We start from the raw sequence: 26590 nt of genomic DNA, 5'->3' as shown, positions 1-26590 counted from the left end.
CTGCGTGATATGTTGACATAAAGATATCTTTATGTGACTTGATGTCTGCTGATTTGCAAAGAATGAGGAGTGAGTGCCGATGTTTGACGATCTGTTTGGCCCCTTGGGGGGCAAACGCGACGGCGCGGAAATCCTGAAAGCGCTGAAACAGGCGGCTGAAGAGCGCATCCTCATTCTCGATGGTGCCATGGGCACGCAGATTCAGGGACTTGGATTTGACGAGGACCACTTCCGGGGTGATCGTTTCATTGGGTGTGCCTGTCACCAGAAGGGCAATAACGACCTTCTGATCCTGACGCAGCCGGATGCGATCGAGGATATCCATTTCCGCTACGCCATGGCGGGAGCGGATATTCTGGAGACCAACACGTTTTCGTCCACGCGCATCGCGCAGGCCGATTACGAGATGGAAGGCGCGGTCTATGACCTCAACCGCGAGGGCGCCTTCATCGTGCGTCGCGCCGCTCAACGCGCCGAGCGCGAGGATGGCCGCCGCCGTTTCGTGGCAGGTGCCATCGGCCCGACCAACCGCACCGCGTCTATCTCGCCGGATGTGAACAATCCCGGCTACCGCGCTGTCAGCTTCGACGATTTGCGCCTTGCCTATGGCGAGCAGATCGACGGTCTGATCGATGGCGGCGCCGACATTATCCTGATCGAGACGATCTTCGATACGCTCAACGCCAAGGCGGCTATCTTCGCCTGCGAGGAGCGCTTTGCTGCCAAGGGCATTCATCTGCCGGTGATGATTTCCGGCACGATCACCGACCTTTCCGGCCGTACGCTCTCCGGCCAGACGCCTTCGGCTTTCTGGAACTCGGTGCGTCATGCCAACCCGTTTACCATCGGCCTCAACTGTGCGCTGGGCGCAAACGCCATGCGTCCGCATTTGCAGGAACTGTCGGATGTGGCCGATACTTTCATCTGCGCCTATCCGAATGCCGGCCTGCCGAACGAGTTCGGCCAGTATGACGAAACGCCGGAGATGATGGCGGCACAGGTCGCCGAGTTTGCCCGCGAAGGACTGGTCAATGTGGTGGGCGGTTGCTGCGGGTCGACGCCGGAGCATATTCGCGCCATTGCCGACGCCGTGAAGGGTTTCGAGCCGCGCAAGGTGCCGGAGCACAAGTCTTTCATGTCGCTATCGGGGCTCGAGCCCTTCGTGCTGACCAAGGACATTCCCTTCGTCAATGTCGGCGAGCGCACGAACGTGACGGGCTCTGCCAAATTCCGCAAGCTGATCACCGCTGGCGATTACACCGCGGCACTGGCCGTTGCCCGCGATCAGGTGGAGAACGGCGCGCAGATCATCGACATCAACATGGATGAGGGCCTGATCGACAGCCAGAAGGCCATGGTCGAGTTTCTCAATCTGATTGCCGCCGAGCCGGATATTGCCCGCGTGCCGGTGATGATCGACAGCTCCAAATGGGAGATCATCGAAGCCGGTCTGAAATGCGTCCAGGGCAAGTCGATCGTCAACTCCATTTCGCTGAAGGAAGGCGAGGAGAAGTTTCTCGATCAGGCGCGTCTGGTGCGCAATTATGGCGCTGCCGTCGTCGTCATGGCGTTTGACGAGGTGGGGCAGGCGGATACCTATGAGCGCAAGGTTGAGATCTGCACCCGTGCCTATAAGCTCCTGACGGAGAAGGCCGGAATTCTGCCAGAAGACATCATCTTCGACCCCAATGTCTTCGCCGTTGCAACGGGTATCGAAGAGCATAATAATTACGGTGTGGATTTCATTCAGGCCACCAAGACCATCCGCGAAACCATGCCGCTTGTGCATATTTCAGGCGGTGTGTCGAACCTGTCCTTCTCCTTCCGCGGTAATGAGCCGGTGCGTGAGGCGATGCATGCCGTCTTCCTTTATCATGCGATCCAGGTCGGCATGGATATGGGCATCGTCAATGCAGGCCAGCTTGCCGTTTATGAGAGCATCGATCCTGAGCTGCGCGAGGCCTGCGAAGACGTGGTGCTGAACCGCCGTGACGATGCGACCGAACGGCTCTTGGAAATCGCCGAACGCTTCCGTGGCGCTGGCGCCAAGGAAGGCAAGGTTCAGGATCTGTCGTGGCGCGAACTCCCCGTTGAGAAGCGGCTGGAGCATGCGCTCGTCAACGGCATTACCGAATATATCGACGCCGATACGGAAGAAGCGCGCCAGCAGGCCGCCCGTCCGCTGCATGTCATCGAAGGTCCGCTGATGGCGGGCATGAATGTGGTCGGCGATCTTTTCGGCTCGGGCAAGATGTTCCTGCCGCAGGTGGTGAAATCCGCTCGTGTGATGAAGCAGGCCGTTGCCGTCCTTCTTCCCTATATGGAAGAGGAAAAGCGCCTGAATGGCGGCGATCAGCGTAAGGCTGCCGGCAAGGTGCTGATGGCAACCGTCAAGGGCGACGTGCACGACATCGGCAAGAACATCGTCGGCGTCGTTCTCGCCTGCAACAATTACGAGATCATCGATCTCGGCGTCATGGTGCCGACCACCAAGATTCTCGAGACGGCTGTGGCGGAGAAGGTCGATGTCATCGGTCTTTCCGGTCTCATCACGCCGTCGCTGGATGAAATGGTGCATGTGGCCTCCGAGATGGAGCGCATGGGGCTGGACCTGCCGCTGTTGATCGGTGGGGCGACGACCAGCCGTGTCCATACGGCGGTGAAGATCCATCCGCGCTACGAGAAGGGGCAGGCGATCTACGTGACCGATGCCTCGCGTGCTGTCGGCGTGGTCTCCGCGCTGTTGTCTGAAGACCAGAAGCCAGCCTATATTGACGGCATTCGCGCCGAATATGCCAAGGTGGCTGATGCCCATGCCCGTAATGAACGCGAGAAGCAGCGGCTGCCGCTGTCTCGCGCTCGCGAGAACGCGCAGAAGGTGGATTGGACGAACTACCAGCCGGTCAAACCGCACTTCATCGGCACCAAGACCTTCGAGAGCTACGATCTCGAAGAGCTGTCGCGCTATATCGACTGGACGCCCTTCTTCCAGACCTGGGAGCTGAAGGGCCGTTTCCCTGCTATCCTGGAAGATGAGAAGCAGGGCGAGGCGGCGCGTCAACTTTACGCCGATGCGCAGGCCATGCTGAAGAAGATCATCGAGGAAAAGTGGTTCCGTCCCCGCGCCGTCATCGGTTTCTGGCCAGCCAATGCGGTGGGCGACGATATCCGTCTGTTCACCGATGAGAGCCGGACTTCTGAACTCGAAACCTTCTACACGCTGCGCCAGCAGCTTTCCAAGCGCGACGGGCGGCCCAATGTGGCATTGTCGGATTTCGTCGCGCCGAAAGACAGCGGTATCGCCGACTATGTCGGTGGCTTCGTGGTGACGGCGGGCATCGAGGAAGTGGCCATTGCCGAACGCTTCGAGCGCGCCAATGACGACTACTCCTCCATTCTGGTGAAGGCGCTGGCCGACCGGTTTGCAGAGGCCTTTGCCGAGCGCATGCATGAGCGTGTACGCAAGGAGTTCTGGGGCTATGCGCCGGGTGAGAGCTTCAGCAGTGAGGACCTTGTTGGAGAGGCATACGCCGGTATTCGTCCGGCCCCTGGCTATCCCGCACAGCCTGACCATACGGAGAAGGACACGCTGTTCCGTCTGTTGGACGCGACAAACCAGACGGGTGTGGAGCTGACGGAGAGCTACGCCATGTGGCCGGGTTCGTCTGTCTCAGGGCTCTATATCGGCCATCCCGAGAGCTATTACTTCGGCGTTGCCAAGGTGGAGCGGGACCAGGTTGAGGATTACGCTCGGCGCAAGGGCATGGCGGTGAAAGAGGTTGAGCGTTGGCTTGGGCCGGTGCTGAATTATGTGCCGGTGGATACGGCAAAGGATGTTGAGACGGTGGCTTGAGTCGGGCGCGGGCTGTCTGCGTGCTTCGCGTTTGCGGCGGCACCCCCTTCTGTCCTGCCGGACATCTCACCCTCAAGGGGGGAGATCGGGTGGGGCGACCGCTCGGCCATCTCTGAAGTTTCGGATAAGTGGCGGACGTTTCTCCTTGCTGATCTCCCTCCTTGAGGGGGAGATGTCCGACAGGGCAGAGGGGGTGTCGTTCCGCCATCTCGCACGTCAAAAAGAAAGAGGGGCCTCGCAGCCCCTCTAAAACCACCAGCGCGAAAACCTTCTCAGATCTCCGCGCCGATTATTCCTCACATCAATAGACCACCACGCCGCGGATGCTCTCGCCCTTGTGCATCAGGTCGAAGCCCTTGTTGATGTCGTCGAGCGGCATGGTGTGGGTGATCATCGGGTCGATCTGGATTTTGCCTTCCATGTACCAATCGACGATCTTCGGAACGTCCGTGCGGCCGCGCGCGCCCCCGAAAGCCGTTCCCATCCAGTTGCGGCCGGTGACCAGCTGGAACGGGCGGGTGGAGATTTCCTGGCCGGCGCCTGCAACGCCGATGATAACCGATTTGCCCCAGCCGCGGTGCGAGGCTTCCAATGCCTGACGCATGACCTTTGTGTTGCCGGTGCAGTCGAAGGTGTAATCTGCGCCGCCGATCAGGTCGCCATTGCGCTTCGTCATGTTGACGAGATAGGGCACGATGTCACCATCGACTTCCTTCGGGTTGACGAAGTGCGTCATGCCGAACTTTTCACCCCAGGCCTTGCGCTCAGGATTGATATCGACGCCGATGATCATATCCGCACCGGCAAGACGCAGGCCCTGAAGCACGTTGAGGCCAATGCCGCCGAGGCCGAAGACGATCGCCGTCGAGCCGATCTCGACCTTCGCCGTGTTGATGACCGCGCCGATGCCGGTCGTCACGCCACAGCCGATGTAGCAGACCTTGTCGAAAGGTGCGTCGGGGTTGATCTTGGCAACGGCAATTTCCGGCAGGACCGTGTAATTGGCGAAGGTGGAGCAGCCCATATAGTGGTGGATCTTGTCCTTGCCGATGGAAAAACGGCTGGTGCCGTCCGGCATCACGCCCTGGCCCTGCGTGGAGCGGATGGCCGTGCAGAGGTTGGTCTTGCGCGAGGTACAGGAATAGCATTCGCGGCATTCCGGCGTGTAGAGCGGAATCACATGGTCGCCCTTCTTGACCGAGGTGACGCCGGGGCCGACGTCGACAACGATGCCAGCGCCTTCATGGCCGAGGATCGCGGGGAAGAGACCTTCCGGATCGGCACCCGAGAGGGTGAAATCGTCCGTATGGCATATGCCGGTTGCCTTGACCTCGATCAGCACTTCACCGGCGCGCGGGCCTTCGAGCTGAACGGTCATAACTTCCAATGGCTTGCCGGCCTGAACGGCGACTGCGGCGCGAACGTCCATCGTCTCGTCTCCTTATGTATTTGTCATTCGTGAAAGCACGTTTTGCCCGACGTGGGCCTCATGAACAAGTGTAGTTGCGGCAAATCTTCAAACTTCCGCGACCTCTGTGATCTTGATGCGGCGAGCGCTCAGCCTCTCGCGCCAGATAATGAAGAGGCCAGATGTGACGATGATGACGATACCGAGCCATTTGGACGGCGTGGGGAAATCAGAGAACAGCAGGTAGCCCAGAATGGTGGCGGAGATGATCTCGAAATATTGGAAGGGCGCCAGAAGCGACACCGGCGCAAGACGAAAGGCCTTGACGACAAGCAGGTGCATGTAGCCGGAGATCGAGCCGAGAAGGATCAGGAGAACCAGGCCGTGATCCCAGCCGGGCAGGGCCATTTCAAAATTGGCGTCACCGAATGCGCTGCCGATCAACAGGGCACCGCCCATGAAAATCGTTCCGGCAATGCCCGCCATGGTCTGCATCACCAGCGGGCTGTCACCCTCACCAATCGCCCGGTTGAGGAAGAGATAAAGCGTGAAGAGGAATGCGCAGGCGACCGGCAGAAGCGAGGTGAGGCCGAAGAGTTCGAAGCTCGGCTGGATGACGATCATCGCGCCGATAAAGCCGACCGCAATGGCGCTCCAGCGCATCCATCCGACTCGCTCGCCGAGAAACAGCGCCGACATGATGGTCAGCAGAAAGGGCTCGACGAAGTAGATGGCGAAGACGTCGGCAAGCGGCATGTATTTGACGGCTGCGAAGAAAGTCAGGCTCGCGGCCGCATGCAGCACGCCACGCAAGAGATTGAGCCAGGGGCGCTTGGCATGGATCAGCGACTTTGGCGACATGAAGAGCAGCAGCGGCAGCGTGCAGACCAGCTGAAAGAAGAAGCGATAGAAAGTCACCTGGCCGGGGGACATGCCGGCATGTGCCATATATTTCGCAATCGCGTCCATGACCGGCAGCACGATCATGCAGGCTGCCATGATGAGCATGCCGCGGACCGGCTGGCTGACGCTGTGCGAAGGGGACATGTGGATTTCCGCATTTCGGGATGTGATGATCGCGGCAGACTAGAGGATTCGCTGGCGGTTGAAAGCGCGTTCTCGACTTTCACTGGCCTAAAGCGCCGTGCGTCCTATTGGACGCACAAAGGACGCTTTCCTTTTTGAATCGACGCATCGTGCTTTCCGAAAATCGAGTGCGAGTTTCGGGCCGATGCTGTAGCCGCGCCCGCCATCACGTCGCTTTTCAAGCCGTCACGCAATTTCCATGGTTTCTTTATCTTCGAGCGGTTATAGCGGGCAAAAGACATCCGATGCTTGGAATGGAGATATCAGTGGAACGCACCTGTCTTGCCGTCATTCTCGCCGCCGGTGAAAGCACGCGCATGAAATCATCCATGTCCAAGGTTTTGCACCCGGTGGCTGGCCGTCCGATGATCGCGCATGTGATGCAGGCAGTTTCCGGCGCTGGTGTCTCCGCTGCCGCTCTCGTCGTCGGTCGCGATGCGGACAAGGTGGCGGATGCCGCACGCGTCGCGGGCGTTTCAGTCGAACCCTATCTGCAAAAGGAGCGCCTCGGCACGGGTAACGCGGTGCTTGCGGCGCGCGAAGCCATCGAGAAGGGCTTCGACGACGTTCTGATCGCCTATGGCGACGTGCCGTTGCTGACGGCGGAGACGCTGAACCGGGCGCGCCAGGCACTGACCGACAATGTCGATGTCGTCGTTATCGGCTTTCACACCGACAAACCAACCGGTTACGGGCGTCTTCTGGTGCAGGATGGGGAGCTGGTCGCCATTCGCGAAGAGAAGGATGCGAGCGACGACGAGCGCAAGGTCACATGGTGCAATAGCGGCTTGATGGCGATCAATGGTCGCCGGGCGCTCGATCTGCTTGACCGGATTGGCAACAACAATGCCAAGGGCGAGTATTATCTGACCGATATCGTCGAGATCGCCCGCGCCAATGGCGGTAAGGCCGTGGCTGTCGATGCGCCTGAGGGAGAGATGACCGGCTGCAACAACCGCGCCGAACTCGCCATCATTGAGAAGCTCTGGCAGGAGCGGGCGCGCGATCAGTTCATGATCGACGGGGTTTCGATGATCGCGCCGGAGACCGTATTTCTTTCCTGGGATACCAAGATCGGCCAGGACGCGCTGATCGAGCCGAATGTCGTTATCGGCCCCGGCGTCACCATCGAATCGGGTGCCGTCATTCACGCCTTCTCGCATCTGGAAGGCGCGTATGTCAGCGCCGGTGCGACGGTCGGTCCCTATGCACGGCTGCGCCCGGGTGCCAATCTGGCGGCGAAATCCAAGGTCGGCAATTTCTGCGAAATCAAGAAGGCCGAGATCGGCGAGGGGGCCAAGGTCAATCACCTCACCTATATCGGCGATGCGTTCGTCGGCGCGGGCAGCAATATCGGTGCGGGCACGATTACCTGCAATTATGACGGCATCAACAAGCATGAAACGCGGATCGGAAAGAATGCCTTTATCGGCTCCAACTCCGCGCTTGTGGCACCCGTGAGCATTGGTGACGAGGCCTATGTGGCGTCCGGCAGCGTGATCACGGATGACGTTCCGGGCGATGCGCTGGCCTTCGGTCGGGCACGCCAGGAGGTGAAGGAAGGCCGCGCCAGTGTGCTTCGCGCACGCGCCCAGTCGATCAAGGACGCCAGGAAGAAACCGGCGTAAGCTTCTGACAAAGGTAACGAAAAGACATTGAAAGTGACCGCGGTTGCGATTGCGGTTTTTGCGGAAATCGCTACGACTTCCGCCATTGAAAAGGCATCAGGATGACGACGCGACTTGGTTTCCCGGCGCGTCGGATGCTCACCAAAATCTTTGGAGAATTGTATGTGCGGTATCGTCGGAATTGTTGGAACGCAGCCGGTTGCGGAGCGCCTTGTGGATGCGCTGAAGCGGCTGGAATATCGGGGCTATGACTCCGCCGGCGTTGCGACGATCCATGATGGCGCGATGGATCGACGCCGCGCCGAGGGTAAGCTGTTCAATCTGGAGAAGAAGCTCTCCGAGGAGCCGCTTCCCGGCGTGACGGGTATTGCTCATACGCGCTGGGCGACCCATGGCGTTCCGAATGAGACGAATGCTCATCCGCATTTTGTCGACGGCGTTGCCGTCGTTCACAACGGCATCATCGAGAATTTTTCCGAGCTGCGTGACGAGTTGAAGGCGCAGGGCGCGACCTTCACCACTCAGACGGACACGGAAGTGGTGGCGCAGTTGCTTGCCAAGTTCACCCGTGAAGGACTGTCGCATCGCGACGCGATGCTGAAGATGTTGAATCGCGTGACGGGCGCCTATGCACTGGTGGTGATGTTCCAGGATGAGCCGGGCACACTGCTCTCTGCCCGTTCTGGCCCACCGCTTGCGGTTGGCTATGGTCGCGGCGAGATGTTCCTCGGTTCGGACGCGATCGCGCTCTCACCCTTCACCAATGAGATCACCTATCTGGTGGATGGCGATTGCGCCATCATCACCGCAGCCGGTGCCGAGATCATCGATTTTGCCGGCAAGCCGGTGCAGCGCCAGCGGCAGATTTCCCAGGCGACGGCTTATGTGGTGGACAAGGGCAACCACCGCCACTTCATGGAAAAGGAAATCTACGAGCAGCCGGAAGTGATTTCCCATGCGCTTAGCCACTATGTGGATTTTGCCGACAAGCGCGTGAAGGATGTCGATTCGGCGATCGACTTCTCCAAGCTCACCGGTCTTGCGATTTCCGCCTGCGGTACGGCCTATCTTTCCGGCCTGATCGGCAAATACTGGTTCGAGCGCTATGCGCGCCTGCCGGTCGAAATCGACGTGGCATCCGAATTCCGCTACCGAGAAATGCCGTTGTTGCCGACACAGGCGGCGCTCTTCATCTCCCAGTCGGGCGAGACGGCGGACACGCTGGCCTCGCTGCGCTACTGCAATGAGAACGACCTGAAGATCGGCGCGGTCGTCAATGTGCGCGAATCGACCATTGCCCGCGAATCCGATGCAATCTTCCCCATTCTGGCCGGTCCCGAAATCGGCGTTGCCTCCACCAAAGCCTTCACCTGCCAGCTTGCCGTTCTGGCTTCGCTCGCGATCGCGGCCGGTAAGGCGCGTGGCACGCTGACGGCTGCACAGGAAACCGAGCTTGTCCGTCATCTGATCGAAATGCCGCGTGTGATGAGCGAAGTGCTGAACGCCATCCAGCCGCAGATCGAAACGCTGTCGCGCGATCTCTCCCGCTTCAAGGACGTGCTTTATCTTGGCCGCGGCACATCCTTCCCGCTGGCGCTGGAAGGCGCGCTGAAGCTCAAGGAAATTTCCTATATCCATGCGGAAGGCTATGCGGCAGGGGAATTGAAGCATGGGCCGATCGCGCTGATCGACGAGAACATGCCGGTGATCGTCATCGCGCCGCATGATCGTTTCTTCGAGAAGACCGTGTCGAACATGCAGGAAGTGGCAGCCCGCGGCGGTCGTATCATCTTCATTACGGATGCGAAGGGTGCTGCGGCCTCCTCGCTGGAAACCATGGCGACCATCGTTTTGCCAACGGTTGATGAACTGATCGCGCCGATGGTCTTCTCGCTGCCGATCCAGCTGCTCGCCTATCACACGGCGGTCTTCATGGGCACGGATGTGGACCAGCCGCGCAATCTGGCAAAGTCGGTCACGGTGGAATGATCGTCCGGCGGGTTGACGATCTGGATGCGCTTTGCGCTGCAACGCAAGACCCGCCTATGACCGTTGCTTCGGATCTCGTCACGATGACCGGCCGAAGGACGAAGGCATAGATGACGAATATTTCATGATCCTGCTCTTGCAGGGCGGAACGCCGTCCGGCATTGTCCGTTAGCTTCAGGCATTCTTCGGCGACATCGCCTAGAGCATTGCCGGTGATAACGGAACACCTTCAATGCCCCAGGTCTCTGTTTTACCGCATTGTCCGGCGCCAAAGCGATTATGCTTTGGCTGGAAATGCTCCAACATTCAGTGAGTTGATGACGGATCACCCACTCAGAATTTCTTTCGCGACACGCCTGCGTAACAGCTTTTTGACCGGCGTCCTCATTCTGGCGCCCGTCACGATCACGATGTGGCTGGTCTGGACGTTCCTGCAATGGGCCGATAGCTGGGTGAAGCCCTATATTCCGGCGCGCTACGACCCGGAAGAGTATTTCAACGTCGCCATCCCAGGTTTCGGCCTGCTGATCGCCGTGATCGGCATCACTGTCATCGGCTTCCTCGGCAACAATCTCATCGGCAAGTGGATCGTCGGTTTCGGCGAATCCATTCTCAACCGCATGCCTCTGGTGCGTCCGATCTATAAAAGCATCAAGCAGCTGTTTGAATCGGTGCTGAAGGAGCACTCCAATTCCTTCAAGCGCGTCGGCATGATCGAGTTTCCGGGACCCGGCACATGGGCAATGGTCTTCGTCGCATCCGAGGCCAAGGGTGAGCTTGCCTTTCGCTTCAATGAGCTTGGCCAGGAGATGGTGGCGGTGTTCCTGCCGCCAACGCCGGTTCCGACGGCGGGCTTTCTGCTGTTTGTGCCGAAGGACAAGATCATCATGCTCGATATGTCGCCGGAGGACGCCGCGAAGCTTTTGATTTCCGGCGGTCTGGTCGCCCCCGATTTCGAGCCGCCCAAGGCGCTTGCGCCCGTCTGAAACTGCTTGCACCCGTGGCTAGATCGAAGCACGAATTTCTTCAATGTTGCCTCGAACATTTGGGGGAAACATATGCGCTTTATTCGAAACGGGGTTATTCCGGTCTTCTCGACGATCGTCTTCGCCTTCTTCGGTCTCCTGCTGACCGGGTTGCCGGGATACAATATCGTGACGACGCTTGACGGACAGCCTATCGCCGGTGCCCCGACACCTGCGCAGGTCGATGCCATGATTTCGCAAGGAAAGAGGATGGGCAGCCACGTCGATTTCTATGGCGTCGTGCTGCCCGGCGAGCCCTTGTTCTGGCTGATCGGGATCATTTTGGTGGCGGCGTTTATTGGCTACAAGCTCGGGTCGGCCTTCAAGATGCCCGCCACTGCATGATTGATGGGGAACGGCGCGAGCGCGCCGCTTCCCTTTTTGTCATGTCGTTACCGGCCCTGAAGCATCGCCAGTTCTTCCACGCCCACATGGCTCTCCACGGCGCTGCCGCGCAGGTGGAGATAAAGCCCGATGAAGAAGGCGAGCACGGCGATGAAGACCAGATACCAGGCGTGCGCCATGGGGTTGATCGCAAGCGCTGTGCTGACGGCCACCGGCGTCAATCCGCCGAAGACAGCGTAAGAGACGTTGTAGGCGAAGGAGAGGCCCGAGAAGCGGACCGATGCTGGGAAGGCGCGGACCATGACATAGGGAACCGCGCCTGCCATGCCGACGGATAGGCCCATGACGGCGTAAAGCGCGAACATGGTGGTGAGCGATGTTCCGGCATAGCTATAGAAGGTGAAAGTGGCGATACCGAAGAAGATGCTGGCGCCCATGAAGAACACACCGCTGCCGATGCGGTCGATCAGCGCGCCAGCGATGATGACGCCGAAAATCAGGAACAGCGTACCGAAGCTCGTGCCTGCCAAGGCTTGCGTTGGCGTGTAGCCATAGAGCTTCTGCAGGAAGGTTGCCGTCATCAGTGTGGTGACGACGATGGCCGCGGACAGCACCCAGGTGAGCAGCGCCGAGACCACGACGCCGCGCATATGGTGCTTCAGAACCAGGCTGAGCGGCAGTTTGTCCGAGAGCGATTTGGAGTTCTTCATTTCCGTGAAGATCGGCGTTTCCTCCAGCCACCGGCGCAGATAGACGGCGATCAGGCCGAAAACACCGCCGATGAGGAAGGGAATGCGCCAGGCATAGCCGGACACGTCTTCCGGCGTGAAGATGGTGTTGATGGCAAAGGCAATCAGCGAGCCGAGCATGATGCCGAAGGAGAGGCCCGACGTCAGCAGGCCGCAGGCGAGGCCGACATAGCGGAAGGGAACGTGCTCAGACACGAAGGTCCAGGCACCGGGAACCTCGCCGCCGATGGCCGCACCCTGCAACATACGCAGCACGATGAGCAGGATCGGGGCCGCAACGCCGATCGTCGCATAGGTCGGCATCAGCGCCATTCCGAGCGTGGAAAGCGCCATCAGCAGGATCGAGAAGGCGAAGACGCGCTTGCGCCCGTAACGGTCGCCATAATGGGCGAGAATGATGCCGCCGATCGGACGGACGAGATAGCCAGCGGCAAAGATGCCAAAGGTCTGGATCATCACCAACCAGTCCGGCATGTCCGGTGGAAAGAAGAGATGCCCGATCACGGTCGCGAAGAAGACGAAGATGATGAAGTCGTAGAATTCCAATGCGCCGCCGAGGGCGGAAAGGCCAAGCGTTCTGTAATCCTGCGCATTCAGCGCGCGGGCTGGAACCGGGGTCGTGGTGGGAGACATAAGCGGTTTCTTCTTTCAGGGATCGTTCCCTGTGCCATGCGGTATAGCAGCCGCTAATTCAAGTCTTTTGTCAGCAGATGTCACAGGCTCTTTCAACGCGTGTAGCGATCTTTCTGGTTCGCTCCTGACGCTTCAGATCCGTCTTGTGCCGCACGTCGTTACAGCAAAACCGCAGCACACTTTTCCGAGACGTGCTTTAGTTGATCCTGCACAGGATGGCAGTCGTGTCGTCCGATTGTTTCAGCCTTGGGTACTGCAGGCCTTCAGGATCGATCTCTCGCTCCAACTGGCGAAGCTCCTTGATCACGCTCGGCAAGCCCGCGGTGACGGCGCGGCGTATCAGTGTTCCGGGCGTGTACTGGTTGTAAAGGCTGATGAGATCGGCCAGTCCATCGGAGCAGATGATGGCGGTGGCGCCGCCGGAGATGTCGATAGCGGCGGTAACAATGTGGTCGGCTGTCTGCGGAACGAGGCTTAGTGACCAGACAGTGCCGTCTGGCGTGTTCTGTTTTTCACGATTGCGCCGAAGTTCGGCAAGCGTTTCCGGATCGCTGGTTGCCATGCCCGCCGCACCGATGCCGCCGAGACGCGCGACATGAGCGCTCGCGGCGGCCTGTTCACGCTCGAAGGCGTCGGGCAGGGCCATCAGGTTTTCCTCGCGGCCGTCATCGTGAAGAATATAGACGACGCTATCGCCGAGCCCGGCGAACTGCAGCCCGGTTGGCGTAACGCGCAAGCCTGCGAGTGCTGCGACCGGCCAGGCGTAGCGCGGCTGATCGCCAGCCACGGCCTCGAAGTTGATCTTGGCATCTTGCGAGATGCGGCGAATGATATCTGCGAAATTTGCCTCAGGTGTGACTTCGCTCATCAGGCGCTTTGCGGCGAAGTCGGCAATCCATGCGGCGTCGGAGCCGAAGCCGGTCATGAACTGCCGGTCACCAAGGCCGGTCGCGCCATCGACAACGAATGCGGTGGAGGCATTCCAGGCCAGACGATCTTCATTCTCGCGCTCTGGCTTGCCGGGATCGCTGATGCTGTCGATGACGTCAATCTGCATGGGTATCACTCGAAGCGGTTGATGATGCTGATGCCGCTGTCCTTGAAGCTGTCCATCGCAGGCAGAGCGGTGACAGCATCGGTCAGTGAGATGTGTCTGCCAATCAGTTTTTCAGGCGAAAGCTTTCCGGTGCGGATCATGGCCAGCATATCGTCGTAGCGCCAGGCCTGCATGCCGTGGCTGCCGTAGATTTCCAGTTCATGGGCAATCACACGTGCCATGGGGATTTGCGGCATGGAATGATCGGCCAGCATCAGGCCCACCTGGACGTGGCGGCCACGGCGGCGCAAATTGCTGATGGAGTTGCAGCAGGTTTGCGGATGACCGAGCGCATCGACGGAGACATGTGCGCCGCCGCCGGTCGCATCGCGGACGGCTTCGCTGACATCGGCAACATTGCGGCTGTTGATGGTGACGGTGGCGCCGAGTTCCTTTGCGAGCGCCAGCTTGTCATCGGCAATATCGATTGCGACGATCTGCGCACCGAGACCGGCACCGATCATGATGGCGGAAAGGCCCACGCCGCCGCAGCCGTGAACGGCGAGCCATTCTCCGCCCTTCAGACGGCCCTGATCGACAACAGCGCGGAAGGAGGTTGCAAAGCGGCAGCCAAGGCTTGCCGCCGTATCGAAGCTCATCTCGTCCGGTATATGAACAAGGTTCTGGTCGGCATAGTCGATCGCGACATATTCGGCGAAGGAGCCCCAATGGGTGAAGCCCGGCTGGAACTGCGTTTCGCAGACCTGCTGGTTGCCCGATCGGCATTCCTGGCAGTGGCCGCAGCCGGAGACGAAGGGAACGGTGACGCGGTCACCGACCTTGAAGCGCATGACATTCTTGCCGACGGCGGAAATCACGCCTGCGAACTCGTGACCGGGCACATGCGGCAGGTGGATGTCGCTGTCATGGCCCATCCAGCCATGCCAGTCGCTGCGGCAAAGGCCGGTTGCCTTGACTGAAATCACCACGCCGCCGGGCGTGGGTTCCAGGTCAGGCAGGTTGGCGATTTTCGGCGCTTCGCCAAACCGTTCGTAGAATAATGCGCGCATAGGTGCCTCCTGATTTGGCGCCGGAGTTACCCGGTTTCCCAGCCCGGAAACAGTGCGCTATTCTGCTACAATCATCAAATCTTCTGATGCGAAGTGAAGGGTGACACGCTCGCCAATGGCAGGTGGAGCCGTGCCGGGATCGTTGAACATGTCGAAGGAGAGCACGCTGCCGCCGACATCGAGACGGGTGCGGATGACGGAGCCAAGGAAGTGGCTGGAGGTGACGGTACCGGAAATCGCGACATCGCCCTTGGCACTTTCTGCCAGCGAACCGGCCTCCGGGCGAAGCGCGACGGTAACCTTTTCGCCATTGGCTTTTGCGAGCGGCTTTTTCAGCGACACCTTCTGGTCGCCGATCAGAACCGTGCTGGTTGTCGCATCGACGACGGTCGCATCAATGAGGTTCAGCGTGCCGACGAAGGAGGCGACGAAGCGCGTGGCCGGGTTGTTGTAGATCTCGAAGGGCGAGCCGATCTGGTCAGCACGGCCGGCATTCATCACCACGATGCGGTCGGAAATCGACAGGGCTTCTTCCTGGTCATGGGTGACGAAGATGGTGGTGATGCCAAGCTTGCGCTGGATCTGGCGGATTTCTTCGCGCAGCGACACGCGGATCTTGGCGTCAAGTGCGGAAAGCGGTTCGTCGAGAAGCAGGACTTCCGGCTTCGGCGCCAGCGCACGGGCAAGCGCAACACGCTGCTGCTGCCCCCCGGACATCTGGTAGGGATAGCGGTCCGCCAGATGTTCCAGATGGATGAGCGCCAGCATTTCCTTCACGCGGGCATCGATTTCCGCCTTTGGCTTGCCCGCGACCTTGAGGCCGAAGGCGACATTCTCGCGGACATTCATATTGGGAAACAGTGCATAGGCCTGGAACACCATGCCGATATTGCGCTGGTTGGGGCGAAGGGTCGTCTGGTCCTTGCCATTGATGACGATTGCGCCATCGCTCGGCGTCTCGAAGCCTGCGATCATGCGCAGCACAGTGGTCTTGCCGCAACCGGATGGGCCGAGGAAGGAAACGAATTCTCCTTTTTCGATGGCCATGTTGAAGTCATGCACGACCTGAACCGGACCAAAGGACTTCTTGATATGCGTGAGTGTTAAAAAGCTCATTTAAAATCCTCAGGCCTTGGGAGGCGCGCCCTTCTGGTAGCGAGAGACGAGTTGGATGAGACCGAGGCAACCCCAGGTGATGCCGAAGGAGATCACAGCAAGGGCAGCGGGCTCGTAGGCCCGGTTCGCGCCGAGAAGCTGCATATAGGGGCCGAAGGCCGGTCGGTTCAAAAGGGCCGCCATGGTGAATTCACCGATGACGATGGCAAAGGTCAGGAAGGCGCCCGACAGCACGGCCACCAGCACGTTCGGCAGGATGATCCGGGCAAGGATGGTGGTCCAGCCAGCGCCGAGGCTTTGCGCCGCTTCCGTCAACGTGCCGATATCGATGGTGCGGAGACCCGTATCGACAGCGCGGTACATGTAAGGCAGCGCGAGCGTCGTGTAACCGAACATCAACAGCAGGTTGGTGCCGGTGGTCGTCCCCGTCAGCGGAAGCCAGCTGGAGGTATTGTAAAGCCGGATATAGCCGAAGACGATGACGATGGCCGGAATGACGAGCGGCAGCAGCGTGATGAACTCGATGACGGGACGCAGCGTTGGCAGTTTCAGCCGCACCCAATAGGCGGTTGGCACCACCAGCACGACACCGAAGACGATGGTCACGAGCGCCATGACGACGGAATAGGTGAAGGTTTCCTGAAAGCGCGGATCGCTCAAGACCACGGCATAGGCGTCGAAGGAGTAGACACCGCGGCGCATCTTTAGCGAGAAGTTGGTCATGCCGATCAGCGGCAGGGCAAAATAAAGAATGCCGAAGAGGAGGGCACCCCAGGCGAAAATCCGCTTCATTTCAGCCACCTCTCACTGCGCGTGCGCATCCAGATGTAAAGCGTATTGGCAATACAGGTCACGACTATCATGCCGAAGGCCAGCGCATAGCCAAGATTGGGGTTGCCGAGAACGTCACCGCGGATCTGGGCGAAGAGCAGGATCGGAACGATGCTGAGCGAGGAGCCGGTCAGCGCAATTGCGGTGGCAACGGCGCCGAAGGAGTTGGCGAAGAGCAGCGAGAAGGTGCCAAGAATCGACGGAAGTAGGATGGGAAAGGCGACCATGCGCCAATACTGCCATCCGCTTGCGCCAAGAATTTCGGCAGCCTCGCGCCATTCGCGCTTCAACCCGTCGAGTGCTGGCGTGATGATGAGGATCATCAGCGGTATCTGGAAGAACAGATAGGTGATCGTCAGGCCCCAGAAGGACAGGATGTTGAAGCCCATCACGCGCAGGTCGATGCCGAGTTGAGTCTTGAGGAACAGCGTGACGAGGCCGACGGGACCGAGGGTGGCAATGAAGGCGAAGGCCAGCGGGACGCCTGCAAATTGCGAGGCAACGCCCGAGAAGGTCAAAAGCGGGGCGCGGATTTTCTGCGGCAGGCCGCCAAGCACGACGGCAGAAGCCACGGCAAAACCAATCAGACAGCCAAGCGCTGCCGAGGCGACGCTGATCTTGATCGATATCCAGTAGGCCGCGAGAATGGAGGGTGTGAAGAGCCCGATGATGTTGTCAAAGGTGAAGCTGCCGTCCGGGCTTTGAAACGCGCCGATGACGATCTTCATCGTCGGCATGATCAAAAAAAGCAGGACGAATATGGCGAAAGGCAAAATGCCGAGCCATTGGAGCTTCGGCCGATAGCGCCGTTTCACCGGCAGTGCTGTGCCAGTATCTGCTGATGACATGCTGTCCCCATGCCGCGGTCATCGCGGTCTCGTTCTTTATGTGCAGCAGGCCGCCCGAGCTTTGTGGGCCGGGGCGGCCGTTGGTTTTTAGATCTTACTTGACGTTGGCGCCGACAACCTTGTCCCAGCCGCCGGTGACGGCTGCCTTGTTGGCATCCACATCTGCGAGCGTCGGGAATGTTGCCTTCTCATAGGCTGCCGGAGGCGGCAGAGCGTCGAGCAGGTCCTTCGGGATCTTGTTGGCCTTGGCGAGCGCGTTGAAGCGGATCGGGTGGCAGAAGCCCTTCAGCCAGCCAAGCTGACCATCGTCGGAATAAAGGTGCTCCATCCACAGCTTCGCAGCATTCGGATGCGGTGCGTAGGCGGAAATGCCCTGCACGTAGACGCCAGCCAGAACGCCCTTCTCAGGAACGACGACTTCCGTCGGCGGGTTGCCGTTCAGCGTCTTTGCCCAGCCAAGCGCGTTATAGTCCCAGGCGACTACGATTGGCGTTGCGCCCTGTGCCAGCGTGCCGGCCTTGCCGATGACGGGAACGAAGTTGCCAGCCTTGTTGAGGTCAGCGAAATACTTCAGGCCTGCTTCACCAGCTTCCTTGCCGTCCTTTGCGCCGGTGGAGAGACCGGCGGCGAGAACGCCGAGGATCGCCTGGTTGGAGGCGCGCGGGTCACCAGCGAGAGCAACCTGACCGGCATATTCCGGCTTCAGCAGATCGGCCCAATCCTTCGGAGTGTTGGTGACGAGGTCCTTGTTCACGAAGAAGGACATGACGCCGTAATAGTCGCCGTACCAGTAGCCTTCGGCGTCCTTGACGTTCTCCGGAATTTCGTCCCAGGTGGAGACCTTGTAAGGCTGAAGGAGACCGTCCTTCTTTGCCTGCGGGCCGAAGGCCAGACCGACGTCGATCACGTCAGGCGCCTGCGGGCCCTTGTTATCCTTGTTGGCCTTGATGGCTTCGATTTCGTCAGCGGAGCCTGCATCCGGGTTCAGCTCGTTGACCTGAATTTCCGGGTACTTGGCCTTGAAGGAGGCGATGACATCGCCGTATCCGCACCAGTCGTGCGGCAGGGCGATGGTCGTCAGCATGCCTTCCTTCTTGGCAGCTGCGATGAGTTCTTCACTTGGTGCTGCCGTGGCGATTGCCGTGGTGGCAAGCACGATTGCGGTGGTAAGCGAAAGCAGTCGGCGGCTGTGCGAGATCACTTTAGTTCTCCTCTTCGTGTCTCATGCGTCGGCGGACGCTGTACGTGGCTTGCGTGAATCTTATGTGACGTTTTGTAAGGGTGCTCATCGCGGTCACGCTAGCCCCGTTTGGGCCTCCTTGCCATCATTGCGTCACTTTTTTGTCATGTTGCAGTGTGTGCGACATTCGTCGTTCTGCTTGCGTCTTCTCCCTTTTTATCCCTTGGTGGTTTCGATCGCCCGGCTCGTCACCGTCGATCGGGTTTTCTGAACAGGCGTGTCTGCTCGAAAAGGCCTTCAAGCGCGTTCATGCGCTGACGGGTTTCGTCCCATCCATTGCTCTGCACCGCCTCGATCAAAGCCTCGACGACGAAGAGGGTGACGACCGAGCTGTCCCATGCCGACGGGGCCTCTATGCGTACCCTGAAGGTATGTTTGGCAAAGCGGGAGACAGGGGATGTCCACTGGTCGGTGAAGAGAAGAATGCTGACATCGTTGTCATAAGCCACCTGGGCGAGCGTCACCATATCCTGCTCATAGCGGCGGATATCGAAGATGACCAACACGTCGCCCGCGCTCATGTTCAGCATATATTGCGGCCATGAGCTGGAGTTGGATGACATCAACGCCGTCTTCGGGCGGATGACCTGCATATGGGTGAAGAAGTATTCCGCAATAGCGCCGGTGATGCGCCCGCCTACGAAATAGATGCCGCGCTTTCTGTCCGAGAGCAGGGCTGCGGCATTGTCAAAGTCCGCCGTATCCAGATCGCTCAGCGTGTCGCGCAGATTGTTGGTGATCGCGGCGGCGAAGCGGTTGAGGATATGCAGGCCCGGTGCATTGCTTGCCCATCTGTCATGTTTGGCAATCGGGTTGGAGATGGTGGCTTCCAGCTCCTGGTGCAGGCTCGCCTGGAATTCAGGGTAACCCTTGTAGCCAAGCTTTTGCACCATGCGGGCAACGGTCGGGGTGGAAACGCCAGCATTTTCCGCAACAGTGGTGATGCTGCCGAGGCCGGAAACCGGATAATTTGACAGCAGGCTTTCGGCGAGCTGCCTTTCGGCGCGCGTCAAATCCTCATAATGGGTCTGGATGACCTCCGACACCGTCGCAGACGACGTGTTGCTCAAATTCTTCCCCTTTTCCGGTTTTCTTACCGGGTTTTGGAGAGGATTAAGATACGGCGCCGCGTTTGAGTCAATCGGAAAAATGAAGAGAAAATTTCAAAAATCCATTTGACACTTTGGGATATGTGAAGAATTCTCTTCGCGTCGTTGGGGAACGGCAAAACCAGACGGGGTACGACCATGACGGTTCGTTCGCAATTTTTCCATGCCGACGAGGGTGACACAGTCGCGGTGGAAAACGAGACGGGGAAAAGCCCGGTGTTGCTCGTCTGCGAGCATGCCTCGAAAACGCTTCCTGCCCGTTATGGCGATCTCGGTCTTACCGAAGATGTCCTGTCGAGCCATATCGCCTGGGACCCCGGTGCGCTTGCGGTGGCACGTATGTTGTCTCAGAAGCTCGATGCGGCGCTCGTCTTTCAGCGCTTTTCACGACTGATCTATGACTGCAATCGTCCGCCGGAATCGGCCTCCGCCATGCCGGTGACGAGTGAGATTTACGACATTCCGGGCAACGCCGATCTGGATGAGGCCGAGCGGTTTCTCCGCACGGCCGCCCTCTATGTCCCGTTTCATGAAGCCGTTTCCAGCCTCGTGGAAAAGCGGAAAATCCTCGGCGTCGAGAGCGTCATCGTTACCATTCACAGTTTCACGCCGGTCTATCATGGCCGGGTGCGCGAGGTGGAAATCGGTATCCTGCATGACAGGGATTCGCGCTTGGCCGATGCGATGCTTGCAGATCGGGAGGTTCCTTCTTTCAAAGTGGAGCGCAACCAGCCCTATGGACCGGAAGATGGCGTGACCCACACGCTTCGTTTGCACGCGCTGCCGGATGGGCTGTTGAATGTGATGATCGAAGTTCGCAACGATCTCATTGCGGACGAGGCGGGACAGCGTGCCGCCGCCGACTATTTGGGTGGAAACCTCGAAAGAGCGCTTGCCAGCATCGGAGACTAGACTTGCATGTCGGCGGGTCACCCTGCCGAAGACTAATGTGCCGTGTGGTCCAGAACACCAAAAATGGTGCGAGCCAGACGGGATAGGGAACAGCAGATGCATGCGGCCGGTGGGATGTCCCGCCAGCCGAACTGGGGCAAAATCGGCCAATCCGGCTGACTGCCTGCTTTTTTCTTGATCAGGAGAGACAAGGCATGGACAGTTCATCATCCGGCGTCAGCTATAAAAAGGCAGACGCATCTTATTTCGAAAAGCGCGGACTATCGCGTTATGCGGGCGTCTGGTCGCTATGGGCGCTCGGCGTCGGCGCCGTCATTTCCGGGCATTTTTCCGGCTGGAACTTCGGTTTCGCCACAGGGGGCTGGGGCGGCATGCTGGTGGCGGGTATCATCATCGCCATCATGTATCTGGGCCTGACCTTTTCCATCGCAGAAATGAGCCCGGCGCTGCCGCACACCGGTGCGGCTTACTCTTTCGCTCGCACCGCGATGGGGCCATGGGGCGGCTTCATTACCGGGCTTTGCGAAAATGTGGAATATGTTCTGACTCCCGCGGTCATCGTCACCTTCATCACGGCCTATGTGAATTCCATTCTCGGGCTCGATCCGGCCTATTCGCCGGTTCTGTGGGTACTGTTCTATGTCATCTTCCTGGCGTTGAACGTCTTCGGGCTTGAACTTTCATTCAAGGTGACGTTGGTCATCACGTTGATTTCGCTCGGCGTTCTGGTGTTCTTCTGGATCAGCGCCATTCCCAATATCGATTTCTCCCGGTGGGCGCTGAATATCGGTGTCGGGCCGGATGGCAAGGCCATCGAACTGCCGGAGGGAAATGGGCCTTTCTTCCCATTCGGCATTTCAGGCGTACTCGCCACGCTTCCCTTCGCCGTCTGGCTGTTCCTGGCGATCGAACAATTGCCGCTGGCCGCCGAAGAGTCGGTCGATCCCAAGCGCGACATGCCGAAGGGCATCATTCTCGGCATCATCACGCTGATGATTTCTGCATTCATGATCGTGCTTCTCAACCCGTCGCTTCCCGGGGTTGGAACATTCCATCTGAGCTCGGCGCTCGAGCCTCTGCTGGATGGTTTCAAGGCTGTCTATGGCGACAGCGGTGTGGTGCTGCTTGGTCTTGTGGCGCTGACCGGTCTCATCGCCAGCTTCCACACCATCCTTTATGCGCAAGGGCGGCAGATCTATTCGCTGTCGCGCGCCGGCTATTTCCCGACAGCCCTGTCCATTACGCACGCCAAGTTCAAGACGCCGCACGTTGCCATGCTGACGGGTGCGATTGTCGGCTTGAGCGTGATGATGATCATCTGGTTCGCGCTTGGTGCGGAGCAGGGCGGTAGCATTATCGGCAGCGTGTTGCTGAACATGGCCGTCTTCGGCGCGATGTTCTCCTACATCATGCAGGCGATCTCCTTCATCCTGCTGCGCAAGAACCTGCCGGATATCGAACGGCCGTTCCGCTCGCCGCTTGGCGTTTCCGGGTGCGGTGCTCACCATCATCATTGCGGTCGTGACGCTGCTTTATCAGGTGCAGGATCCGAACTTCACCAAGGGCGTGTTGTGGGTGGCGATCTGGTTTGCGGTGGCGATCGCCTATTTCGCCATGATCGGTCGCCATCGCCTGATCCTCTCGCCGGAGGAGGAGTTCGCGCTGGAGCACAAGCAGGCCGCACTCAACGCTTCTGCCGCGAAAGCCTGACCATCAAAAAACGAGAAGGGCGGCGCTCTTTCAGCCGCCCTTTGCCAAACGAGAAAAAGGGAGCAAAGACATCATGACGACCTACACATTCGACGAGCTGAAGAAGGATGTCGCCGAGGGGCGCATCGACACGGTTCTGGCGTGCCTCGTGGATATGCAGGGTCGCCTGATGGGCAAGCGGTTTCAGGCGCAATTCTTTGTCGAGAGCGCGCATGACGAAACCCATAGCTGCAACTACCTGCTGGCCACCGATATGGAGATGGAGACGGTCCCCGGCTATAAATCCACCAGCTGGGAGAAGGGCTACGGCGATTACACGCTGAAGCCGGACATGGCGACGCTGCGTCGGGTCCCTTGGCTGGAAGGGACAGCGCTCGTTCTCTGCGATGCCTATGATCACCACACCCATGCCGAAGTGCCGCACTCGCCACGCGCCATGTTGAAAAGCCAGGTGGCCCGGCTCGAAGCGATGGGACTGAAGGCCTATATGGCAAGCGAACTGGAATTCTTTCTCTTCGATCAGAGTTTCGAGTCAGCACGCGCGAGCGGCTATCGCAACCTCAATCTCGCCAGCGCCTATAATGAGGACTACCACATCTTCCAGACCACCAAGGAAGAGGAGGTGATGCGCGCCATCCGCAACGGTTTGCAGGGTGCCGGAATTCCCGTGGAAAACACCAAGGGCGAAGCCTCCGCCGGTCAGGAGGAAATCAATGTCCGCTATGCCGATGCGCTGACCATGGCCGACCGCCATGCGATCATCAAGAATGCCACCAAGGAAATCGCCTGGTCCAAGGGCAAGGCCGTGACCTTCCTTGCCAAGTGGAACTATAGCGCAGCGGGCAGTTCCTCCCATATCCACCAGTCGCTCTGGAGCCTGGATGGCAAGACATCGAAGTTCTTTGACAAGGACTCTGAGCATGGCATGTCTGAGATGATGAAGCATTATGTGGCGGGGCTTCTCGCGCATGCCAGCGAGATCACCTATTTCCTCGCGCCCTATATCAACTCCTACAAGCGCTACATGGCTGGCACCTTTGCGCCGACCAAGGCTGTCTGGAGCATGGACAACCGCACGGCCGGATATCGTCTGTGCGGTGATGGCACCAAGGGCATCCGCATCGAGTGCCGTGTGGGTGGCTCCGATCTCAACCCCCATCTTGCCATGGCGGCGCTGCTTGCGGCGGGCATTGACGGCATCGAGAAGAAGATGGAACTTGAGCCGCAATTCGTCGGCGACGCCTATGGCGGCAAGGAAGTTCGGGAGATTCCGAAAACGCTTCGCGACGCTACGGATCACCTGAATGGCTCCGCCATGCTGCGCGCGGCTTTCGGGGATGACGTGATCGACCACTATGTGCGCGCCGCACAGTGGGAACAGGAAGAGTATGATCGCCGCGTGACCGACTGGGAAGTCGCGCGCGGTTTCGAAAGAGCATAACAGGCTAGGAACATATCATGGTCATGATCCAGAATATTTCGCCGATTGACGGCTCGGTCTATGCCGAACGGGAGGCGATGTCGCTGGATGCGGCGCGGAGCGCCGTGTTGAAGGCGCGCGCTGCGCAAAAAGCGTGGGCACGTCGCCCTTTGGAGGAACGCGTTCAACTGGTTATGAAAGGCGTGGCACGCCTCAACGAGATGGTGGATGAGGTGGTGCCGGAACTCGCCCATATGATGGGCCGCCCGGTTCGCTATGGGGGGGAGTTCAAGGGCTTCAACGAACGTTCCAACTATGTCGCCTCAATAGCCGCGGACGCGCTGGCGCCGCTTGTCGTCGAGGACAGCGGCAACTTTGAACGCCGTATCGAGCGCGAGGCGCATGGTGTGGTCTTCGTCATCGCACCTTGGAACTACCCCTATATGACGGCGATCAATACGGTCGCACCAGCACTGATGGCGGGCAACACTGTCGTCATCAAACATGCGGCGCAGACGCTTCTCGTCGGCGAGCGCATGGTGCGCGCTTTCGTGGAGGCCGGTATCCCCGACGACGTGTTCGTCAATGTCTTCCTCGATCACCAGACGACGTCTGCGCTGATTGCCGAAGGCATGTTCAACTTCGTCAATTTCACCGGATCGGTGGAAGGCGGACGCGCCATCGAGCGGGCAGCGGCTGGCACCTTTACCGGTCTTGGACTGGAGCTTGGCGGCAAGGACCCCGGCTATGTGATGGAAGATGCCGACCTTGATGCTGCCGTCGATACATTGATGGATGGGGCGACCTATAATTCCGGCCAGTGCTGCTGCGGCATAGAGCGCATCTATGTCAACGAGGCGCTCTACGATGCCTTTGTCGAAAAGTCCGTCGCCTGGGTGTCCAACTACAAGCTTGGCAACCCGCTGGAGCAGGAGACGACGCTTGGGCCGATGGCCAACAAGCGTTTCGCCAAGGTGGTGCGCCAACAGGTGGCGGATGCGGTCTCCAAGGGCGCCAAGGCGCTGGTCGATCCGAAGTTGTTTGCAGCCGATGATGGCGAGAGCGCCTATGTCGCACCGCAAGTTCTGATCGATGTCGACCACTCCATGGAGTTCATGACGGAAGAGACCTTTGGCCCGGCTGTCGGCATCATGAAGGTGAAGAATGACGAGGAAGCCATAAGGCTGATGAATGACAGCAAGTATGGCCTGACCGCATCGCTCTGGACCCAGGATGCCGAACGGGCAGGGCGCATCGGTCGCGAGATCGAGACGGGCACCGTCTTCATGAACCGGGCGGATTACCTCGACCCGGCGCTCTGCTGGACAGGCGTCAAGGAAACCGGACGCGGCGGCTCGCTTTCCGTCATCGGCTTCCAGAACCTGACCCGTCCGAAATCATACCATCTGAAGAAAGTCACGAAATGAATATCGTCGCAAACTGGAGCTATCCGACCCCCATCAAGCTCGGGCGTGGCCGCATCAAGGAACTGGCCGATGCGTGCAAGACGCTAGGCATCAAGAAGCCGCTTTTGGTGACGGATCGCGGTCTTGCGGGCATGGCGATTACCGGCCACGCGCTGGATATTCTCGATGAAGCCGGTCTGGGCCGTGCGATCTTCTCCGACGTTGATCCCAACCCGAACGAGATCAATCTCGATGAGGGTGTGAAAGCCTTCAAGGATGGCGGTCACGATGGCGTCGTTGCTTTTGGCGGCGGGTCGGGCCTCGATCTCGGCAAGGCGGTTGCCTTCATGGCGGGGCAGACGCGCCCGGTCTGGGACTTTGAAGATGTTGGCGACTGGTGGACACGTGCCAATTCCGACGGGATCGCACCGATCGTCGCGGTTCCGACGACGGCTGGAACGGGTTCGGAAGTGGGGCGCGCCAGCGTCATCACCAACTCCAAGACCCATGTAAAGAAGATCATTTTCCATCCGAAATTCCTGCCGGGCGTCGTCATCTGCGATCCGGAACTGACCGTGGGCATGCCGAAGGTCATCACGGCGGGCACCGGTATGGACGCTTTCGCCCATTGCCTTGAGGCCTATTCGTCACCCTTCTACCACCCGATGAGCCAGGGTATTGCGCTGGAAGGTATGCGGTTGATCAAGGAGTTCCTACCGCGGGCTTACAAGGATGGCACCGATATCGAGGCGCGCACCAATATGATGGCTGCGGCTGCGATGGGTGCGGTCTCCTTCCAGAAGGGCCTTGGCGCGATCCATTCGCTCTCGCACCCGATCGGCGCTGTTTACAACACCCATCACGGCATGACGAATGCTGTGGTGATGCCTGCCGTGCTGCGCTTCAACCGCCCGGCGATCGAAGATAAGATCGCACGTGCAGCTGCCTATCTTGGCATTGAAGGTGGGTTCGATGGCTTTTACGATTACGTGCTGGAGCTCCGTAAGGAGCTTGGCGTGCCGGAAAACCTGACAGCCATGGGCATCAAGCCGGATCGGATCGACGAGTTGACGGCAGAGGCGATCAAGGATCCGAGCTGCGGTGGTAATCCTGTCGAGATGACTTTGGAGAATACCAAGGCGTTGTTCGAGGCGTGTTTCTGATTGATCGCGGCGG

At 59.3% G+C, this 26590-nt stretch carries 19 protein-coding genes and 1 pseudogene; 10 read left to right on the top strand and 10 right to left on the bottom strand.

Translation table 11 applies throughout. The features are described from left to right. Window positions 1–79: 79 nt before the first annotated feature. Complete coding sequence (gene metH, locus QE435_RS23165; RefSeq protein WP_349042785.1) at window positions 80–3853, top strand: methionine synthase; 3774 nt, start codon at window positions 80–82, stop codon at window positions 3851–3853. 301 nt (window positions 3854–4154) lie between these two features. Here the strand turns inward: metH and QE435_RS23160 are convergent, their stop codons facing one another. After that, on the bottom strand, window positions 4155–5282 hold the full coding sequence (locus QE435_RS23160; RefSeq protein ID WP_306933571.1) for an S-(hydroxymethyl)glutathione dehydrogenase/class III alcohol dehydrogenase: 1128 nt from the start codon (window positions 5280–5282) through the stop codon (window positions 4155–4157). Between the two features lie 87 nt (window positions 5283–5369). Then, complete coding sequence (locus QE435_RS23155; RefSeq protein ID WP_349042784.1) at window positions 5370–6308, bottom strand: DMT family transporter; 939 nt, start codon at window positions 6306–6308, stop codon at window positions 5370–5372. A gap of 305 nt (window positions 6309–6613) precedes the next feature. On the opposite strand from QE435_RS23155, the gene glmU reads away from it, so the two are divergent. From glmU to QE435_RS23135, 4 genes are all read left to right on the top strand, one after another. Further along, window positions 6614–7975 (top strand): bifunctional UDP-N-acetylglucosamine diphosphorylase/glucosamine-1-phosphate N-acetyltransferase GlmU, encoded by a 1362-nt coding sequence (glmU, locus tag QE435_RS23150; protein ID WP_349042783.1) that lies wholly within the window; start codon window positions 6614–6616, stop codon window positions 7973–7975. 162 nt (window positions 7976–8137) lie between these two features. Next, window positions 8138–9964 (top strand): glutamine--fructose-6-phosphate transaminase (isomerizing), encoded by a 1827-nt coding sequence (gene glmS / locus QE435_RS23145; protein WP_349042782.1) that lies wholly within the window; start codon window positions 8138–8140, stop codon window positions 9962–9964. Between the two features lie 317 nt (window positions 9965–10281). Then, entirely contained in the window at window positions 10282–10950 is a 669-nt protein-coding gene (locus tag QE435_RS23140) for a DUF502 domain-containing protein (protein ID WP_349042781.1), read from the top strand. A 72-nt stretch (window positions 10951–11022) separates the two neighbouring features. Continuing rightward, complete coding sequence (locus QE435_RS23135; RefSeq protein WP_349042780.1) at window positions 11023–11334, top strand: hypothetical protein; 312 nt, start codon at window positions 11023–11025, stop codon at window positions 11332–11334. Between the two features lie 47 nt (window positions 11335–11381). Here QE435_RS23135 and QE435_RS23130 read toward each other — a convergent pair whose 3' ends face one another. The 8 genes from QE435_RS23130 to QE435_RS23095 form a co-directional block, all read right to left on the bottom strand. Next, the gene (locus QE435_RS23130) at window positions 11382–12716 is read right to left on the bottom strand and encodes an MFS transporter (protein WP_349042779.1); all 1335 of its coding nucleotides are present in this window, start codon (window positions 12714–12716) and stop codon (window positions 11382–11384) included. Window positions 12717–12912: 196 nt separating this feature from the next. Then, the gene (locus QE435_RS23125) at window positions 12913–13773 is read right to left on the bottom strand and encodes a hypothetical protein (protein WP_349042778.1); all 861 of its coding nucleotides are present in this window, start codon (window positions 13771–13773) and stop codon (window positions 12913–12915) included. 5 nt (window positions 13774–13778) lie between these two features. Continuing rightward, a complete protein-coding gene (locus tag QE435_RS23120; RefSeq protein ID WP_349042777.1) occupies window positions 13779–14822 on the bottom strand; it encodes a zinc-dependent alcohol dehydrogenase family protein in 1044 nt (347 codons plus the stop codon). Window positions 14823–14879: 57 nt separating this feature from the next. Beyond that, window positions 14880–15938 carry an ABC transporter ATP-binding protein gene (locus QE435_RS23115; RefSeq protein ID WP_306933554.1) on the bottom strand — a complete coding sequence of 353 codons (1059 nt, stop codon included), beginning with the start codon at window positions 15936–15938 and terminating at the stop codon, window positions 14880–14882. A gap of 9 nt (window positions 15939–15947) precedes the next feature. Then, window positions 15948–16730 (bottom strand): ABC transporter permease, encoded by a 783-nt coding sequence (locus tag QE435_RS23110; protein WP_296019149.1) that lies wholly within the window; start codon window positions 16728–16730, stop codon window positions 15948–15950. Continuing rightward, a complete protein-coding gene (locus tag QE435_RS23105) occupies window positions 16727–17617 on the bottom strand; it encodes an ABC transporter permease subunit (RefSeq protein WP_349042776.1) in 891 nt (296 codons plus the stop codon). Before QE435_RS23105 ends, QE435_RS23110 begins: the two co-directional genes overlap by 4 nt. A gap of 94 nt (window positions 17618–17711) precedes the next feature. After that, window positions 17712–18818 (bottom strand): ABC transporter substrate-binding protein, encoded by a 1107-nt coding sequence (locus tag QE435_RS23100; protein WP_306933549.1) that lies wholly within the window; start codon window positions 18816–18818, stop codon window positions 17712–17714. Between the two features lie 227 nt (window positions 18819–19045). Further along, window positions 19046–19927 carry a MurR/RpiR family transcriptional regulator gene (locus QE435_RS23095; protein ID WP_306933547.1) on the bottom strand — a complete coding sequence of 294 codons (882 nt, stop codon included), beginning with the start codon at window positions 19925–19927 and terminating at the stop codon, window positions 19046–19048. Window positions 19928–20104: 177 nt separating this feature from the next. Between QE435_RS23095 and QE435_RS23090 the strand changes: the two genes are divergently transcribed. The 5 genes and pseudogenes from QE435_RS23090 (at window position 20105) to QE435_RS23070 (ending at window position 26577) form a co-directional block, all read left to right on the top strand. Next, window positions 20105–20878, top strand: coding sequence for an N-formylglutamate amidohydrolase (locus QE435_RS23090; protein ID WP_349042775.1), 774 nt, complete (start codon window positions 20105–20107; stop codon window positions 20876–20878). Between the two features lie 194 nt (window positions 20879–21072). After that, a pseudogene (locus QE435_RS23085) lies at window positions 21073–22588 on the top strand (amino acid permease). A 73-nt stretch (window positions 22589–22661) separates the two neighbouring features. Beyond that, window positions 22662–24029 (top strand): glutamine synthetase family protein, encoded by a 1368-nt coding sequence (locus QE435_RS23080; protein WP_349042774.1) that lies wholly within the window; start codon window positions 22662–22664, stop codon window positions 24027–24029. A gap of 17 nt (window positions 24030–24046) precedes the next feature. Continuing rightward, complete coding sequence (locus QE435_RS23075; RefSeq protein WP_349042773.1) at window positions 24047–25435, top strand: aldehyde dehydrogenase family protein; 1389 nt, start codon at window positions 24047–24049, stop codon at window positions 25433–25435. Further along, complete coding sequence (locus QE435_RS23070) at window positions 25432–26577, top strand: iron-containing alcohol dehydrogenase (protein ID WP_349042772.1); 1146 nt, start codon at window positions 25432–25434, stop codon at window positions 26575–26577. The genes QE435_RS23075 and QE435_RS23070 overlap by 4 nt, the downstream gene beginning before the upstream one ends. The last annotated feature ends 13 nt before the right edge of the window (window positions 26578–26590 follow it).

It is taken from the genome of Agrobacterium sp. SORGH_AS 787 (assembly GCF_030819035.1).
GTDB classification, from domain to species: Bacteria; Pseudomonadota; Alphaproteobacteria; order Rhizobiales; family Rhizobiaceae; genus Agrobacterium; species Agrobacterium larrymoorei_B.
The sequence above is the reverse complement of the archived record's forward strand: the minus strand, read 5'-3'. Positions and strand labels throughout refer to the sequence as shown.

What these genes read in the sequence shown, in the direction of transcription:
- metH (WP_349042785.1), top strand. Translation starts at nt 80, where the DNA reads ATGTTTGACGATCTGTTTGGCCCCTTGGGGGGCAAACGCGACGGCGCG.
- QE435_RS23160 (WP_306933571.1), bottom strand. Translation starts at nt 5,282, where the DNA reads ATGGACGTTCGCGCCGCAGTCGCCGTTCAGGCCGGCAAGCCATTGGAA.
- QE435_RS23155 (WP_349042784.1), bottom strand. Translation starts at nt 6,308, where the DNA reads ATGTCCCCTTCGCACAGCGTCAGCCAGCCGGTCCGCGGCATGCTCATC.
- glmS (WP_349042782.1), top strand. Translation starts at nt 8,138, where the DNA reads ATGTGCGGTATCGTCGGAATTGTTGGAACGCAGCCGGTTGCGGAGCGC.
- QE435_RS23140 (WP_349042781.1), top strand. Translation starts at nt 10,282, where the DNA reads ATGACGGATCACCCACTCAGAATTTCTTTCGCGACACGCCTGCGTAAC.
- QE435_RS23135 (WP_349042780.1), top strand. Translation starts at nt 11,023, where the DNA reads ATGCGCTTTATTCGAAACGGGGTTATTCCGGTCTTCTCGACGATCGTC.
- QE435_RS23130 (WP_349042779.1), bottom strand. Translation starts at nt 12,716, where the DNA reads ATGTCTCCCACCACGACCCCGGTTCCAGCCCGCGCGCTGAATGCGCAG.
- QE435_RS23125 (WP_349042778.1), bottom strand. Translation starts at nt 13,773, where the DNA reads ATGCAGATTGACGTCATCGACAGCATCAGCGATCCCGGCAAGCCAGAG.
- QE435_RS23120 (WP_349042777.1), bottom strand. Translation starts at nt 14,822, where the DNA reads ATGCGCGCATTATTCTACGAACGGTTTGGCGAAGCGCCGAAAATCGCC.
- QE435_RS23115 (WP_306933554.1), bottom strand. Translation starts at nt 15,938, where the DNA reads ATGAGCTTTTTAACACTCACGCATATCAAGAAGTCCTTTGGTCCGGTT.
- QE435_RS23110 (WP_296019149.1), bottom strand. Translation starts at nt 16,730, where the DNA reads ATGAAGCGGATTTTCGCCTGGGGTGCCCTCCTCTTCGGCATTCTTTAT.
- QE435_RS23105 (WP_349042776.1), bottom strand. Translation starts at nt 17,617, where the DNA reads ATGTCATCAGCAGATACTGGCACAGCACTGCCGGTGAAACGGCGCTAT.
- QE435_RS23090 (WP_349042775.1), top strand. Translation starts at nt 20,105, where the DNA reads ATGACGGTTCGTTCGCAATTTTTCCATGCCGACGAGGGTGACACAGTC.
- QE435_RS23080 (WP_349042774.1), top strand. Translation starts at nt 22,662, where the DNA reads ATGACGACCTACACATTCGACGAGCTGAAGAAGGATGTCGCCGAGGGG.
- QE435_RS23075 (WP_349042773.1), top strand. Translation starts at nt 24,047, where the DNA reads ATGGTCATGATCCAGAATATTTCGCCGATTGACGGCTCGGTCTATGCC.
- QE435_RS23070 (WP_349042772.1), top strand. Translation starts at nt 25,432, where the DNA reads ATGAATATCGTCGCAAACTGGAGCTATCCGACCCCCATCAAGCTCGGG.